The 15,221-nt window shown below is 73.2% G+C and carries 7 protein-coding genes; 5 read left to right on the forward strand and 2 right to left on the reverse strand.

Going from position 1 to position 15,221, the window contains the following annotated elements:
* Nucleotides 1-39: 39 nt before the first annotated feature.
* Both U5640_RS06460 and U5640_RS06465 read right to left on the reverse strand, forming a co-directional pair.
* On the reverse strand, nt 40-3,954 hold the full coding sequence (locus U5640_RS06460) for a glycoside hydrolase family 2 TIM barrel-domain containing protein (protein ID WP_340374824.1): 3,915 nt from the start codon (nt 3,952-3,954) through the stop codon (nt 40-42).
* A gap of 118 nt (nt 3,955-4,072) precedes the next feature.
* A complete protein-coding gene (locus U5640_RS06465) occupies nt 4,073-8,230 on the reverse strand; it encodes a molybdopterin-dependent oxidoreductase (protein ID WP_340374825.1) in 4,158 nt (1,385 codons plus the stop codon).
* 302 nt (nt 8,231-8,532) lie between these two features.
* Between U5640_RS06465 and U5640_RS06470 the strand changes: the two genes are divergently transcribed.
* The 5 genes from U5640_RS06470 to U5640_RS06490 all read left to right on the forward strand — a co-directional run bounded on the left by U5640_RS06470 (nt 8,533) and on the right by U5640_RS06490 (nt 15,162).
* Nucleotides 8,533-10,383, forward strand: a complete 1,851-nt coding sequence (locus tag U5640_RS06470) for a M1 family aminopeptidase (protein ID WP_340374826.1) — start codon at nt 8,533-8,535, stop codon at nt 10,381-10,383.
* Between the two features lie 216 nt (nt 10,384-10,599).
* On the forward strand, nt 10,600-12,273 hold the full coding sequence (locus tag U5640_RS06475) for an FAD-dependent monooxygenase (protein ID WP_340374827.1): 1,674 nt from the start codon (nt 10,600-10,602) through the stop codon (nt 12,271-12,273).
* Nucleotides 12,274-12,465: 192 nt separating this feature from the next.
* Nucleotides 12,466-13,047 carry a hypothetical protein gene (locus U5640_RS06480; protein ID WP_340374828.1) on the forward strand — a complete coding sequence of 194 codons (582 nt, stop codon included), beginning with the start codon at nt 12,466-12,468 and terminating at the stop codon, nt 13,045-13,047.
* A 118-nt stretch (nt 13,048-13,165) separates the two neighbouring features.
* Entirely contained in the window at nt 13,166-13,882 is a 717-nt protein-coding gene (locus U5640_RS06485) for a class F sortase (RefSeq protein WP_340374829.1), read from the forward strand.
* 182 nt (nt 13,883-14,064) lie between these two features.
* The gene (locus U5640_RS06490; RefSeq protein ID WP_340374830.1) at nt 14,065-15,162 is read left to right on the forward strand and encodes a SchA/CurD-like domain-containing protein; all 1,098 of its coding nucleotides are present in this window, start codon (nt 14,065-14,067) and stop codon (nt 15,160-15,162) included.
* Nucleotides 15,163-15,221 lie beyond the last annotated feature (59 nt).

Below are 15,221 nucleotides of genomic sequence, written 5' to 3' on the forward strand. Positions count from 1 at the left end.
AGGGAGGGCCGCGGACGGACCCCGGGAGGGGCGGGCCCGCTACTGCGTGGCCGTCGGCCGGCGCGTGGCCCGCGTCGCCCGGGCCGGGTCGGTCAGGGGGCGCAGCCGGTAGGTGTACGCGTAGTCGCGGTCGGCGAGGAGTTTGTACGCGTCGTGGGTGTGGGCGCCCCAGCTGTTGTCGCCGCCGACGCCCATCTGGCGGTGGTTCACCCGCAGGACGACGTCCCGCCGCGGGGTGAGCTGGTAGTCGTGGCGGGCTCCGACGGAGAGGTCCTCGGGGGTGAAGTGCGAGGCGTTGAACTCCAGGAGCGGCTCGCCGCTGACGAGCAGCCCGGTGCCGTCGCGGCCGGTGAGGGCGACCCAGCGGACGTCGGTCTTGTTGCCGTTCTCCTGGGGGCGCAGATAGGGGGTCCACTGGCCGGTGACGGTGCCGGAGTGCAGGCCCACGTCGGTGGCGTCGTTGCGGTCCCAGTGGTTCTCCTCGGGGCCGCGGCCGTAGTAGTGCAGGTGTTCCAGCCGGGCGGGCAGGAAGAGCAGCGTGCCCACCTCGGGGAGGTAGGGCAGGGTGGCGGCGCCAGGGTGGAGGGTGTGGTCGACCTTGATCTCCCCGTTGCCGAAGACGGTGTAGGTGGCGGTGTAGGCAGACTCGGTGGTGGTGGGCAGCGTGCCGGTGACGTGGATCTCCACGGCGCGGTCGCGCAGGGCCCGTACGGCGGTCCCGGTGACCCTGCGGCGGGCGCCGGCGTCGCGCCAGGTCTGGTTGCGGGTGTGCTGGCCGTTGCCGCGGTCGTTGTCGGTGGGCGCGCGCCAGTAGTTGGGGGTGGGTCCGGAGACGATGAGGGAGGAGCCGCCGCAGCGGTAGGAGGTGATGACACCGGTCCGCTTGTCGACGGTGACGGAGAAGTCCTTGCCGGTGACGGTGACGGACGTGGCGCCCTCCTCGTGGGTGAGGGCGGGGACGGCGGCGAGGGGCACGGGGGTGACGGCGGGGCCGCCGGCGTCGACCGGGATCTGGTGGCGGGCCACCTCGAAGCCCGCGTCGGCCCACGGGGTGCGCTCGCGGGTGGTGAAGGACAGGTTCAGGAAGTACTCGGTGCCGGGGGCGGGCCGGCGCGGCAGGCGGAAGGGGACGGTGATGTCCTTGGCCGACAGCGGGGGCAGCTTCAGCAGGTCCCGGCTCAGTCTGCCGCGCTGCACCGCCTCGCCGTCGGCGAGCAGCTCCCAGTGGCCGTCGAAGTCGCGCAGGTCGGTGAAGAGGTACTCGTTGGTGAGGGTGACGGGGGCGCCGGGGGCCAGCCTCCCGCCGGTCGCGGGGCGGGCCCGGACTGCCTGGTAGACGCGTTTGACCTGGGCGGACTTCCCGGTGAGGCCGCGGTCGGCCAGCACGATGCCGTCCCCGGAGAACGCGCCGTCGTTGGGGTTGTCGCCCCAGTCCCCGCCGTAGGCCATGAAGGTCTTCTCGCGGGGCTGCTTCCGGGTGACCTCGACGGTAGCCGCGTCGAACCAGAACCGTACGCCGTCGTCGCCGGGGCCCCGGTCGTCGGAGGCGAGTTCGGTGGCGGTCAGGGCGCGGGCGTAGACGCGGGCGGCGCGGATGGTGCCGCTGAACTCCCGGGTCGGGTTGTCGACGTCGGTGGCCAGGGACAGGGGGGCGGTGTTGACGGCGGGGCGCACGGTGGTGGTGCGGGTGGCGCGGACCGTGCCGTCGACCTGGAGGGTGAGCGTGCCCGCGTCGGCGTCGTACACACCCGCGACATGGTGTTCACGGCCGGTCCAGTCGTCGGGGACCGCCCAGCTCGCGCTGACCCACTGGCCGCTGCCGTGGATGAAGAACTCCAGGGTGCGGCCCGACTGCTTCAGGGAGTAGTGGGTGTCGCCCTTGACCAGGATCGGCTGGTGGTAGCCGGTCACGTGCGGGGTGACCCAGGCCTCCAGGGTGAGGGAGCCGGTGAGGTCCAGGCGCGGGTCGCGGGCGAAGACCGTGGCACCGGAGACACCCTTGTCGCGGTCGAAGCCTCCGCTGGGGTTGACGATCTCGCCGGTCAGCGCGGCGGGCCCGGACTCGGTGAGCAGGGTGCGGGCCGGGGTGGGCCAGCTCAGGGCCTGGTCGACGAAGTCCCAGATCCAGCCGCCCTGGAGGACGTCGTGCCCGCGGACCAGGTCCCAGTACTCGGTGAGGTTGCCGGTGGAGTTCCCCATCGAGTGGGCGTACTCGATCATCACGTACGGCCGGGTGTCGGAGGTGTCCTTCGCGCGGGCCTCGACGCGGGCCGGGGTGTCGTACATCTCGGAGCGGATGTCGCTGATGCCGGGGCGGTCGTCGCCCTCGTACTGGATGACGCGGGTGGTGTCGTAGGAGCGGATCCAGTCGTGCATGGCGGTGAAGGTGCTGCCGCCGCCCGCCTCGTTGCCGAGGGACCAGATGACGACCGAGGCGTGGTTCTTGTCGCGGTGGACCATGTTCTGGGCGCGGGCCACGCAGGCCGCGGTCCACTCCGGGTGGTCGCCGGGGTACTGGCCGCGGATGCCGTGGGTCTCCAGGTTGGTCTCGTCGACCAGGTAGAGGCCGTAGGCGTCGGCGAGCTCCAGCCAGAGCGGGTTGTTGGGGTAGTGGGAGGTGCGGACGGTGTTGATGTTGAGGCGTTTGATCAGCCGGATGTCCTCGACGAGGTCCGCGCGGGTGAGGGCGGAGCCGCGCACCGGGTGCATCTCGTGCCGGTTGGTGCCGCGCAGCGAGACGGGCTTGCCGTTGATGCGCATCAGCCCGTCCTTCAGGACGAACTCGCGCAGGCCGACGCGGTGGGAGAGGGTCTCGATCACCCGGCCGCCCGGATCGCGCAGCCGGAGCACGGCGGTGTAGAGGTACGGGTGCTCGGCCGACCACAGGCGCGGCGCCGGCACGGCCTTCTCGGCCTGTACGGTGCGCTCCTCGCCGGCGCCGAGGTCGACCGCCCGGCGCAGCGGCCGGGACCACACCGGGTGCCCGCCCGCGTCGTAGAGCTGCGTCTCCACGGCGTACCGGCCGGCGCCCTCGCCGCCGTAGTCGCGCACGCTCGCGGTGACCGCCAGCGCGGCCGTCGTGTGCCCGTCGCCGAGCGGGGTGTCGAGGCGGAAGTCGCGCAGGTGCACGGACGGGGTGGAGTAGAGGTACACCGAGCGGAAGATGCCGCTCAGCCGGATCATGTCCTGGTCCTCCAGCCAGTCACCGTCGGAGTAGCGGTAGACCTCGACGGCGATCTGGTTGGTGCCGGCTCTCAGGTGCGGGGTGATGTCGTACTCGGCGGGGGTGTAGGAGTCCTCGTGGTAGCCGACGAGTGCGCCGTTGATCCAGACGTAGTGGGCGGACTTGACGCCCTCGAAGTGGAGGAAGGTGCGCCGGCCCGCCCAGCCGCGCGGGACGGTGAAGGTCCGGCGGTACTGGCCGACGGGGTTGAAGCGGGTGGGGGCGGCCGGGGGCTGGGCGTCCTCGCCGAGTCCGTTGGGGCCCCACCAGGGGTAGGTGATGTTGACGTAGAGGGGGCGGTCGTGGCCGTGCAGCTGCCAGGCGGAGGGGACCGGGAGGGTGCCCCAGCCGCTGTCGTCGAGGTCGGTGCGGTAGAAGCCGGGGTCCCGGTCCTCGGGCCGGTCGGCGTGGGCGAACTTCCAGGTGCCGTCGAGGCTCAGCCGGTACGGGGAGCGGGTGCGGTCGGCGGCGAGGGCCTGGGCGAGGTCGGCGTACGGCATGAGGGTGGTGTGCGGGGCCTCGGTGCCGAGCCGGAAGACGTCGATGCGGCCGTTCCACTCGGGGTTGTCCACGACGGCGCCCGCGGCGGCCGCGCGGTGGGTGCCGGCCGGGGCGGACAGGGCGAGGGCGCCGAGGACGGCGGCCGATCCCTCGAGCAGACGGCGACGGCTGACGGCCACCCGCTCGGGGCGGTCCGGCCGGTCCATGGGCGACGCGTACGGGTGCGACATGACCACGACCTTCCTCTGGGGGACCCGTGCGACGGCACGGACGGAGGGTGCGTCAGATCTTGTCGGATAGTGTTGATAAACCGAACAGGGGCGCGCCGTTCTGGCCGGATTTCACCGGTCAGTAGACGTCTCGGAGGTAACGCTTGTCCGAGGCGAGCTGCTTGACATACGCCGCGGCCTCCGTCTCACCCAGCCCGCCGTGCACGACGGCGATCTCGCGCAGCGCCCGGTCGACGTCCTTGGCCATCCGGGAGGCGTCGCCGCAGACGTAGAAGTGCGCGCCGTCCTGGAGCCAGGACCACAGCTGGGAGCCGTGCTCGCGCATCCGGTCCTGGACGTACACCTTGGCGCGCTGGTCGCGGGAGAACGCGGTGTCGAGCCGGGCGAGGCCGCCGCCGGTGAGCAGGGCGGTGAGCTCCTCCTCGTAGTAGAAGTCGGTGGACCGGCGCTGTTCGCCGAAGAACAGCCAGTTGGGGGCCCGGTGGCCGCGGGCCCTGCGTTCCTGGAGGAAGCCGACGAAGGGGGCCACACCGGTGCCGGGGCCGACCATCACCATCGGCGTGTCCGGGTCGGCGGGCGGGCGGAAGTGCGGGGAGCGCTGGACGTGGACCGCGACCTCGGTGCCCGGTCCGGCGTCGGCCAGGAAGGGCGAGCAGACGCCCTGGCGGGGGCGGCCGGCCAGGTTCTCGTACCGCACGACGGAGACGGTCAGCGAGACCAGGTCCGGGTCGGTCAGCGGGCTGCTGGAGATGGAGTACAGCCGCGGCTGGAGCCGGCCGAGCGCCTCGGCCCACTCCTGGGCGCCGGCCCGGATCCCGAACTCGGCGGCCACGTCGACGGCCTGCCGGCCCCAGGACCACTTCGCCAGCTCGCCCTTGTTGTCGGGCCGCAGCAGCTTGCGCAGCTCGCGCGGGTCGCGGGCGCGGTCGGCGGTGAAGCGCAGCAGGGCCGGGGTGATCCGGGTGATGTCCAGGTGCCGCAGCAGGGCCTCCCCGAGGCCGAGCTCGCCGGCCCCGGCCACCTGTACGGCGGTGTCCGCGTCCAGTCCGGTGACGGCCAGCCACTCCTCGACCAGTGCCGGGGAGTTGAGGGGCCGGACGCCGAGGGCGTCGCCCGCCTCGTACACCAGGGGGGTCTCACCGGCGCGGGTGTCGAAGGTGAAGCGCCGCACCTCCTTGCCGGAACCGGGCCGGCTGAGCAGCCGGTTCCCGGTGAGGCGGGCGGTGACGGGAGCGGGCCGCTTCGCGCGGGGCGGGGCGGGAGCGGGAGCCGGGGCGGAGGGGGCCGGGGCGGCGGGGGCGGGCAGGACGGACACCGTGCCGTCGGGCGGGGCGAGCCCCGCGTCCGCGGCACCGTGCTCCGTGGCCTCCTTCAGCGCCCTGAGCACCTGGTCCAGCCAGGCCTCGGCCCGGGGCGCGTAGTCGGGTTCGCAGTCGGTGCGCGGGGCGAGCCGTACGGCGCCGAGTTCGTCCATACGGTCGTCCAGGCGCCGGCCGTGCCCGCAGAAGTCGTCGTAGGAGGAGTCGCCGAAGGCCAGCACGGCGTAGCGGCGGCCGGTCAGCCGGCCGGTGTCGAGCGCGCTGAGACCGTCCCAGAAGCCGGCCCCGTTGTCGGGGGCGTCGCCGTCGCCGAAGGTGCTGGTGATCAGCAGCAGGTCGGCGCCCGCGGGCAGGGCGGCGGGGTCGGCCTCGTCCATGGCGACGAGGGTGGCGGAGTGGCCCCCGGCGGTGAGCCGGTCGGCGGTGGCGGCGGCGAAGTCCTCCGCGGTACCGGTCTGCGAGGCCCACAGGATCACCACCCGGCGCCCGGCGGGCTCCTGCGGCGCCGGTGCGGGCGCGGTGCGGGAGTACAGGCCGGCGAGGGTGCCGTTGACCCACAGGGCGTGGTCGGGGCTGAAGGGCGCGTCCGGCGGCAGGACGGGGACACCGGGGGCGCCGGCCGGGATGCCGGCGAGGAAGCCGACCAGGTACCGGCGCTCGCGCTCGGTGAGGACCGGGGGCGGGGCGGGTTCCAGGCCGAACACGGAGGCGGCAGCGGGGAGCGCGGCGGTGGGCAGCACCGCGGTCGGCGCGAGCACCCGCGGCTCCGGCGGGTCCACCGGCACGGACACGCTCACCGGGGTCGACACCTTCGTCAGGGACACCGCGCACACCTTCAGCTCCGGCTGGAAGGAGAGCGGGTCGACGGCGTCGCTGGTCACGGCGTTGACGCTGAGGTATTCGCCGAACAGGTCGTTCCAGTGGAACGGCGCGAAGCAGGACCCGGGCAGCACCCGGTCGGTGACGACCGCGGGCAGCACGGCCCGGCCGCGCCGCGAGGCGACCTCGACGGAGTCGCCGTCGGCGAGACCGAGCGCGGCCGCGTCCTCGGGGTGCACCTCGACGAACGGTCCGGGGTTCAGCTTGTTGAGCCTGGCGACCCTGGCGGTCTTGGTGAGGGTGTGCCACTGGTGCGGGAGGCGGCCGGTGTTCAGGACGAACGGGTAGTCGTCGTCGGGCATCTCGGCCGGGTCGAGGTGCGGGCGGGCGTGGAAGACGGCGCGGCCCGAGGCGGTGGCGAAGGTGAGGGTGCCGTCGGGGTTCACATAGCGGACCGGGTTGCGGTCGGGGCCGTCGGCGGTGGCGGCGGGCCACTGGACGGGGGTCCGGCGCAGCCGGTCGTAGGTGACGCCGCGCAGGTCGTAGCCGGTCTGCGGGTTGTGGAAGCGCTTGATCTCCTCGAAGATCTCCTCCGCGCTCGTGTACGCGAAGCCGTCCTCGTAGCCCATCGCGCGGGCCACGTCGGCGATCAGGCGCCAGTCGGCGGTGGCCTCGCCGGGCGGGTCGGCGGCGGGCCGGGCCAGGGTGAGGTTGCGCTCGCTGTTGACGAGGACGCCCTCGGTCTCGGTCCACAGGGCGGCGGGCAGCACGACGTCGGCGTACGCATTGGTCTCGGTGTCGGCGAAGACGTCCTGGGCGACCACGAACTCGGCGGCCTCCAGGCCCTCGATGACGGTCCTGCGGTGGGCGACGGAGGCGACCGGGTTGGTGCAGATGATCCAGCAGGCCTTGATGGCGCCGTCGGCCATCCGCCGGAACATCTCGATCGTGCCCCTGCCGACGCCGTCGGCGCGGATCGTGCCGGGCGTGAGGCCCCATACCTCCTCCGTGAACGCGCGGTCGGCGTCGACGAGGACGGACCGCTGGCCCGGCAGCCCGGGGCCCATGTAGCCCATCTCGCGGCCGCCCATGGCGTTGGGCTGGCCGGTGAGCGAGAACGGGCCGCTGCCGGGGCGGCAGATCTTCCCGGTGGCGAGGTGCAGGTTGACCAGGGCGTTGGTGTTCCAGGTGCCGTGCGTGGACTGGTTCAGGCCCATCGTCCAGCAGCTGGTCCACTCCCCCGCCTCGCCGATCAGCCGGGCCGCCTCGCGCAGGTCGGCCTCGGGGATGCCGGTGAGCTCCGCGACGGCGGCGGGCGGGTAGTCGGCGAGGAACTCCCCCATCTGCTCCCAGCCCTCGGTGTACGCGGCGATGAAGCCCGGGTCGGTGCGGCCGTCGGCGTGCAGGAGGTGCAGCAGTCCGTTGAGCAGGGCGAGGTCGGTGCCCGGTCTGATCTGGAGGAACAGGTCGGCCTTGACGGCGGTGGTGGTGCGGCGGGGGTCGACGACGATCAGTTTCGCGCCCGCCTTGACCCGGTCCATCATGCGCAGGAACAGGATGGGGTGGCAGTCGGCCATGTTGGAGCCGATGACGAGGAACACGTCCGCCCGGTCGAGGTCCTCGTACGAGCCGGGCGGGCCGTCGGCGCCGAGGGAGAGCTTGTAGCCGGTGCCGGCGCTCGCCATGCACAGCCGGGAGTTCGACTCGATGGTGTTGGTGCGCAGATAGCCCTTGACGAGCTTGTTCGCCAGGTACTGGGCCTCCAGGCTCATCTGGCCGGAGACATAGAGGGCGACCGCGTCGGGGCCGTGCTCGTCGACGATCGCCCGCAGCCGGCGCGCGGTCTCGGCGACGGCGGCGTCCACGGGCGCGGGCTCGGCCTGCTCGCCCCGGTCGGCACGGACCAGGGCGGTGGTGAGGCGGCCGGGGGCGGCGAGCAGGTCGGCGGTGGTGCTGCCCTTCGTGCAGAGCCGGCCGGCGTTCGCCGGGTGCTCCTTGTCGCCGGACGCCTTCAGGACCGTACGGCGTCCGTCGGGGCCGCGGCCGATGTCGAGGACCATGCCGCAGCCGACACCGCAGTACGAGCAGACCGTGCGCACCTTCGTCGCGCTGTCGGTCCGCGGGTCCGGCACGGCCACGGGCGCCCCCTTCGTTCTGCCGCGTTCTGGTGAACGGCCCTGGTGGGGGCCTTGTCGAAGGTACGAAGTGTGCATTACGCAGGTGTCTCCCCGATGGGGCGCCGGGGGTTAAGCGTGCCGCACAGCGGGGGCGGGGCGGGTGTGAGCGGGGCCTTCGCGGGCGCTCGCGGCGTGATTCCTTTGCCGAATCCTGGGTGACATGGACGCGTCAGTACTGTCAGGCTTCCCCCACCCGTCGCACACCGCCGCTCTCCCTCCGGCACACCCCTGCCGGGGGTCCGGACGCCTCGAAGGAGCCACGTGTGAGACCCACCCCCCGCAAGGCCCTCGCCGCGAGCGCGCTCGCCCTCGCCGCGACGGCCGCCCTCGTCCTGCCCGCGGCCCCGACGAGCGCCGCGCCCGCGGCGGCCGCGGCCTGCACGCCCTCCCAGACCGTCGCGAACGGCGGCTTCGAGAGCGGTGCCACCTCCTGGACCCCGTCCTCGGCCACCGTCGTCACCAACCGCACCGGCCAGAGCGCGCACGGCGGCGGGTACTACGCGTGGCTGGACGGCACCGGCGGCACGCACACCGACACACTCACGCAGACCGTCACCGTCCCGTCCGACTGCGCCAAGGCCACGCTCACCTTCTGGCTGCACATCGACACCGCCGAGACGACGTCGTCCACCGCCTACGACAGACTCACCGCCAAGATCGGCTCGACCACCCTCGCCACGTACTCGAACCTCGACAAGAACACCGGGTACGTCCAGAAGTCCTTCGACGTGTCCGCGTTCGCCGGCCAGACCGTCGCCCTGTCCTTCACCGGCACCGAGGACTCCAGCCTCCAGTCGAGCTTCGTCCTCGACGACATCGCCCTGAACACCTCCGACGCGACCACCCCGCCCGCCGACGCGACCCGGACGCCCGCCGCACCGGCGTACACCGTCAGCCTCACCAGCAACGCCGCCGGCACGGTGTGGACCGGGCACGAGACCGCGACCTTCACCAACGCCTCCGCCACCGCGCTCAGCGAGGTCTACCTGCGGCTGTGGGACAACTACCACGGCACCTGCGCCGCACCGCCGATCACCGTCACCAACGTCACCGGCGGCACGGCCGGCGCGCTCGCCGTCTCCTGCACCGCCCTGCCGATCACCCTGGCCACGCCGCTCGCCCAGGGCCAGAGCGCCACGATCGGCTTCGACCTCGGCATCGCGGTGCCCAGCGGCGCCGACCGGTTCGGCTACGACGGCTCCTTCAGCTTCATCGGCAACGCGCTGCCCGTGCTGGCGGTCAAGGACGGCGCGGGCTGGCACCTGGACCCGTACACCAACAACGGCGAGTCCTTCTACTCCCTGGCCGCCGACTTCCGGGTGACCCTCGACCACCCGACCACCCTGCTGGTCCCGGCCACCGGCACCTCCGTCGACACCGCCGGCTCCAGCGGACGTACCGTCACCACGGCGACCGCCACCCGGGTCCGGGACTTCGCCTGGGCGGCCGGGCCCTTCAGCAAGATCTCCGGCACGTCCGCCGCGGGGACGCCGATCAACGTCTACTCGGTCTCCGGCATCAGCTCCAGCAGCGCCCAGTCGATGCTCAGCACCGCCAGGACGGCCGTCGACGCGCACGCGGCCCGCTTCGGGGCGTACCCGTACGGCGAACTGGACGCGGTCATCGACAACAACTTCTGGTTCGGCGGAATGGAGTACCCCGGATTCGTCCTCGACCTGGTCAGCACCACCGCGCTCACCCATGAGATCGGCCACCAGTGGTGGTACGGCATCGTCGGCGACGACGAGTACAACAGCCCCTGGCTGGACGAGTCGTTCACCGACTACGCCACCGACCTGGCCCTCGGCAGCACCGGCACGAACTGCTGGAACAGCGTCTCGTGGGCGTCGTCCGCCGAGAAGATCACCAACTCCATGGCCTACTGGGACGCCCACTCCTCCCGGTACAGCACGGTCGTCTACACCTACGGCAAGTGCGCCCTGCACGACCTCAGGCGGCTCATCGGGGACACGGCGATGGCCAACCTGCTGAAGAGCTACGCCACTTCGCACTGGTACGGCGTGTCGACCACGGCCGAGTTCAAGGCGGCCGCGCAGGCCGCCACGACCACGGACCTCACCTCGTTCTGGAGCACGCACCGCATCGAGGGCTGAGCGGGCGGCGGTTCGTCACGGGTGGCGCCGGTGCGGCGTCACCCGTTCGCCTGTGAGGGCGTCAGCACGGTGAATCGGGTGGGTCAAGCGGGTGAAGCGGCTGCGGCCCGAGGCGGTGTCCGCCGTGCGGGGCAATGCATGAAGACCGCGGACCCATTCCGGTGGAGTCGGCGGAATGAATGCCTGGAGGCGAGTGATGAAGGAATGACGAACGAGATGGCCGGCGAAGCCGGCGAGAGGGTCCACAGGGTCCCGGTCCTCATCGTCGGCGGTTCCCTGGTGGGCCTGTCGACGTCCCTGTTCCTGGGCCGGCTGGGGGTGCGGCACACCCTGGTGGAGCGCCACGCCGGCACCTCCGTCCACCCGCGCGGCCGCGGCAACAACGTCCGCACGATGGAGCTGTTCCGGGTGGCCGGAGCCGAACCCGGGATCCACCGGGCCGCGGCGACGCTGGCCGAGAACCACGGCATCCTGCAGACGCCCACCCTGGTCGGCGACGCGGGCGAGTGGCTGTTCAAGGACATCGACCCGGGCGGCGGCCTGGCCCGGTTCAGTCCGAGCGGCTGGTGCCTGTGCAGCCAGAACGACCTGGAGCCGGTCCTGCGCGACCGGGCGGCGGAGCTCGGCGGCGATCTGCGCTTCCACACCGAGCTGATGTCCTTCGACGCCGACGACCGGGGCGTCACCGCGCTGGTCAAGAGCCGGGACACCGGCGAGCACACCACCGTCCGCGCGGACTACCTGGTCGCCGCCGACGGCCCGCGCAGCCCCGTGCGGGAAGCCCTCGGCATCGGGCAGAGCGGCCCCGGCGACCTGTTCCACAACATCAGCATGACGTTCCGCTCCCGGCGGCTCGCCGAGGTGGTGGGCGAGCGCCGCTTCATCGTCTGCTACCTCACCGAGCCGGACGCCGACGGCGCGCTGCTGCCCGTGGACAACCGCGAGAACTGGGTCTTCCACGCCCCCTGGCACCCCGAACACGGCGAGACGATGGAGGAGTTCACCGACGAACGCTGCATCGCGCACATCCGCCGGGCCGTCGGCGTCCCCGACCTGGACGTGGAGATCACCGGCAAGGCGCCCTGGCACGCCGCCCAGCGGGTGACCCGCGCCTACCGGTCGGGGCGGGTGTTCCTGGCCGGAGACTCGGCGCACGAGATGTCCCCCACCGGCGCGTTCGGCTCCAACACCGGCATCCAGGACGCCCACAACCTCGCCTGGAAGCTGGCCGCGGTGCTCGGCGGCTGGGCCGGCGACGGGCTCCTCGACACCTACGACGCCGAGCGCCGGCCGGTCGCGGAGGCCACCAGCGCCCGCGCCGCCGCCCGCTCGGCCGAACACAGCCACCCCGGCTTCGCCCCGCCGCCCGGTGCCGGCGCCGGCGGACCGCAGCGCGGCATCCTGAACGTGGCCCTCGGCTACCGCTATCCGCGCGGCGCCGTCGCCGGCGCCGACCCGGCGGCCCCCGTCGTCCCCGACGGGCTCTCCCTGACCGGGGAGCCCGGCAGCAGGGCACCGCACCTGTGGGTACGGCGCGCGGGCGAGCGGATCTCCACGCTCGACCTGTACGAGCGCACCCTGGTCCTGCTCAGCGACGCCGACGACAAGGGCGGCGGTGAGCCGGGCGCCTGGCAGGAGGCCGCCGCCCGCCTCGCCGACCGGGAGGCGATCCCGCTGACCCCGTACCGGGTGGGCACCGCGCGCGACGCCGACCTGACCCCGCTGGAGGGACCCGCGGGCACCGACTGGCGCGCCGCGCACGGCGTCGGCCCCGGGGGCGCCGTCCTCGTCCGGCCGGACGGATTCGTCGCCTGGCGCTCCCCCGGTCCGGTCGCGGACCCCCAGTCGACGCTGCGTCAGGTGCTGGGCACCGTCCTGTCCTTGCCCTGACCCGAACCCCCGCACCACCTCGGCCGGCAGCCCCCGCGCTGCCGGCCGACTCGTTTGGCGGGCCCGTTCACCCGCGTGACCGCCCCGAGTGGTGGGCGGCGTCGGCGTGGCTGACGGTGGATCACGTCAGGGCCGGGTCATCTCAGCTGACGAAGCACCAGCTGCCCGGCCGTGGCGGAAGGATCCCCGCACATGCGTTCTGCTCGCATCATCATGGCCAGCGCGGCGGCCTCGGCCGTCCTCGCCCTCACCGCGCCCGGCGCCTACGCGGCCGACGGCGACTGGGAGAAGGGCGACTCGTCCTACAGCAAGAAGGACGAGTCGTCGACCAAGGAGGACTCCTGGAACAAGGACGACTCCGCCAAGGACGACTCCTCCTGGAGCAAGGAGGACTCCGGCAAGGAGCACGGCAAGCCCCACGGCGGCATGCACACCGGCGGCGGCGCCCTGACCCTCGTGACCGACGGCCACGAGAAGAGCGGCAAGGAGTGGAGCAAGGAGGACGGCTCCAAGGAGGAGTCCTGGAGCAAGGACGACTCGTCCAAGGAGGACTCCTGGAACAAGGACGACTCCGCCAAGGACGACTCCTCCTGGAGCAAGGAGGACGGTGAGGACTCCTGGAGCGGCAAGGACAAGCCCCACGGCGGTGTGCACACCGGCGGTGGCGCCCTGGCCGCTCCGGCCGTGACCGCGGGCGGTCTGGCCGTCCTCGCGGTCGCCGGGGCCGGCCTGTACGGCGTGCGCCGCAAGAAGTCGGCCCACGGCCTGGCCTGACCATGCCGGACGCGATAGAGCCGCGGCCGCCACCGGTGCATCGAGTGGCGGCCGCCCGGCCGCGTCCCGGCCCCGCCCGTCCGCCCCCGCAGACCTGCCCTGTCCGAGGTGTTGCCCGATGGCAGTCCCCCCTCCCTCCCCCGCCGCCGACGACGAGCAGGGCGGCCAGGAGTCCCGCTCCACGCTGACCGTGCTGTGCGCCGTCGCGCTGCTGATCGTGGCGGTGAGCCTGATCGGCGGCAACGACGCGTCGTCCTCCGGCTCCCCCTCGCTCCCGCCGCAGGCCCGGCAGGCGCCCCAGGTCTCCGGGACCGCCCTCGCCCCGGCGCCGCCGCGGGCCTCCGGCCCCGCCGCTGGCGCCGCCCAGCCGGTGGGCCGGCATCTGCCCCGTTCCCGGCCGGTCCGGCTGCGCATCCCGCGGATCTCGGTCGACGCCCCCTTCACGGACCTCTCCCTCACCGCCGAGGGACAGCTCCAGGCCCCGCCCCCGGACGACACCAACCTCGTCGGCTGGCACGCCGCCGGCCCCTCCCCGGGCGAGCGGGGCACCGCGATCATCGCCGGTCACGTCGACACCAGGACCTCCGCCGCCGTCTTCGCCGGGTTGCAGTACCTGAGGAAGGGCGACGTCTTCGACGTGGTGCGGGCCGACCGCAGCGTCGCGCACTTCGAGGTCGACGACACCGAGACGTTCGCCAAGGACGACTTCCCGAGCGAGCGGGTCTACGCCGACACACCGCGGGCCGAGGCCCGGCTGATCACCTGCGCCGGCACCTACGACCACTCGGTCAAGGACTACAAGGACAACCTGGTCGTCTTCGCCCACCTCCGATGAACCGTCACCCGGCCCGTCACCCCCAGGAGTGAGCGGTCACCCGCGTAGTCCCCACCGAATCGCGCGCCCGCGGGGAGCGGCCCACGATCGAGTCACGCCCACCGCGCGGACGGTGACCCCGCCCCGCGGCAGCGCGGGCGAAGTCCACCGCCAGCCCTTCCCGCGAAGGAGATGTGCCCCGCATGACCACCACGCCCGCTCCCGCCTCCGCCCCGCTCACCCGCCGTGTGTCGCAGCGGGTCTCCCAGTCCGTGTTCGACGGCTCCCGGCTCCGGGTCGTCCTGCTCGTGGACGTCCACGACGGCGCCCAGCAGCAGTTCCTGGAGGCCTACGAGCAGCTCTGCAACCAGGTCGCCTCCGTCCCCGGCCATGTCAGCGACCAGCTCTGCCAGTCGATCGAGAACCCCTCCCAGTGGCTGATCACCAGCGAGTGGGAGAGCGCCCCGCCGTTCCTCACCTGGGTGAACAGCGAGGAGCACGTCGAGATGGTCAAGCCGCTGCACAGCTGTGTCCGCGACACCCGCAGCCTGCGCTTCCACGTCGTACGGGAGACGGGCGGGCCGGCGTCGGCCGCCGCGCGCAGCCTGCAGACCGCGCCCCGGATGGGGGACGGCGTGATCCGGCACGCGCTCACCTTCACCGTGAAGCCCGGCAGCGAGGAGGCCGTGGCGAAGATCCTCGCCGACTACGCCTCCCCCGAGCCGAAGGTCGACGAGACCACCCGGCTGTGCCGCACCTCGCTCTTCATGCACGGCAACCGGGTGGTACGGGCCGTCGAGGTGCGCGGCGACCTGCTCGCGGCGCTGCGCCACGTCGCCCGGCAGCCCGAGGTGCGGGCCGTCGAGGAGGCCATCAACCCCTACCTGGAGCAGGACCGGGACCTCGACGACCCGGACTCCGCGCGGGTCTTCTTCACCCGGGCGGCGCTGCCCGCCGTCCATCACGTGGCGGCGGACCAGGAGGACCCGAAGGCCGAGCGGCACGCCCTGTACTACCCCGCGAAGACCGGCCAGGGCCTGGAGCTGGCCCGGCTGCTGGCCGAGCAGGACGAGGCCGCCGCGGACGACCCGACGTGCCCGGTGCTCAGCAGCACGATCTTCCAGCGCGACGACGTCGTGGTGCGCCTGGTGGACGTACGGCACGGCGTCCGCGCCGACGACCCCGCCCTGTCCCCGAAGGCGGCCGAGCTGAAGCGGCTGCTGGACGGCCGCGCCGCCCAGGGGGCCGCCGGGCCCACCCGGATGACCCTCGTCACCGACCGCCGCTCCCCCGGCGCCTGATCCGTCCCGCCCCCGCCCCGCCTCCTCGGCACAGCACAGCACACGATCGGAGCAACGTC

The sequence above is a fragment of the Streptomyces sp. SS7 genome (genome assembly GCF_037993025.1).
Classification (GTDB): Bacteria; Actinomycetota; Actinomycetes; order Streptomycetales; family Streptomycetaceae; genus Streptomyces.

Bases quoted from the DNA above. Each gene is read 5' to 3' on its own strand.
- U5640_RS06460 (WP_340374824.1), bottom strand. From the start codon at position 3,954: ATGTCGCACCCGTACGCGTCGCCCATGGACCGGCCGGACCGCCCCGAG.
- U5640_RS06480 (WP_340374828.1), top strand. From the start codon at position 12,466: ATGCGTTCTGCTCGCATCATCATGGCCAGCGCGGCGGCCTCGGCCGTC.
- U5640_RS06485 (WP_340374829.1), top strand. From the start codon at position 13,166: ATGGCAGTCCCCCCTCCCTCCCCCGCCGCCGACGACGAGCAGGGCGGC.
- U5640_RS06490 (WP_340374830.1), top strand. From the start codon at position 14,065: ATGACCACCACGCCCGCTCCCGCCTCCGCCCCGCTCACCCGCCGTGTG.
- U5640_RS06475 (WP_340374827.1), top strand. From the start codon at position 10,600: ATGGCCGGCGAAGCCGGCGAGAGGGTCCACAGGGTCCCGGTCCTCATC.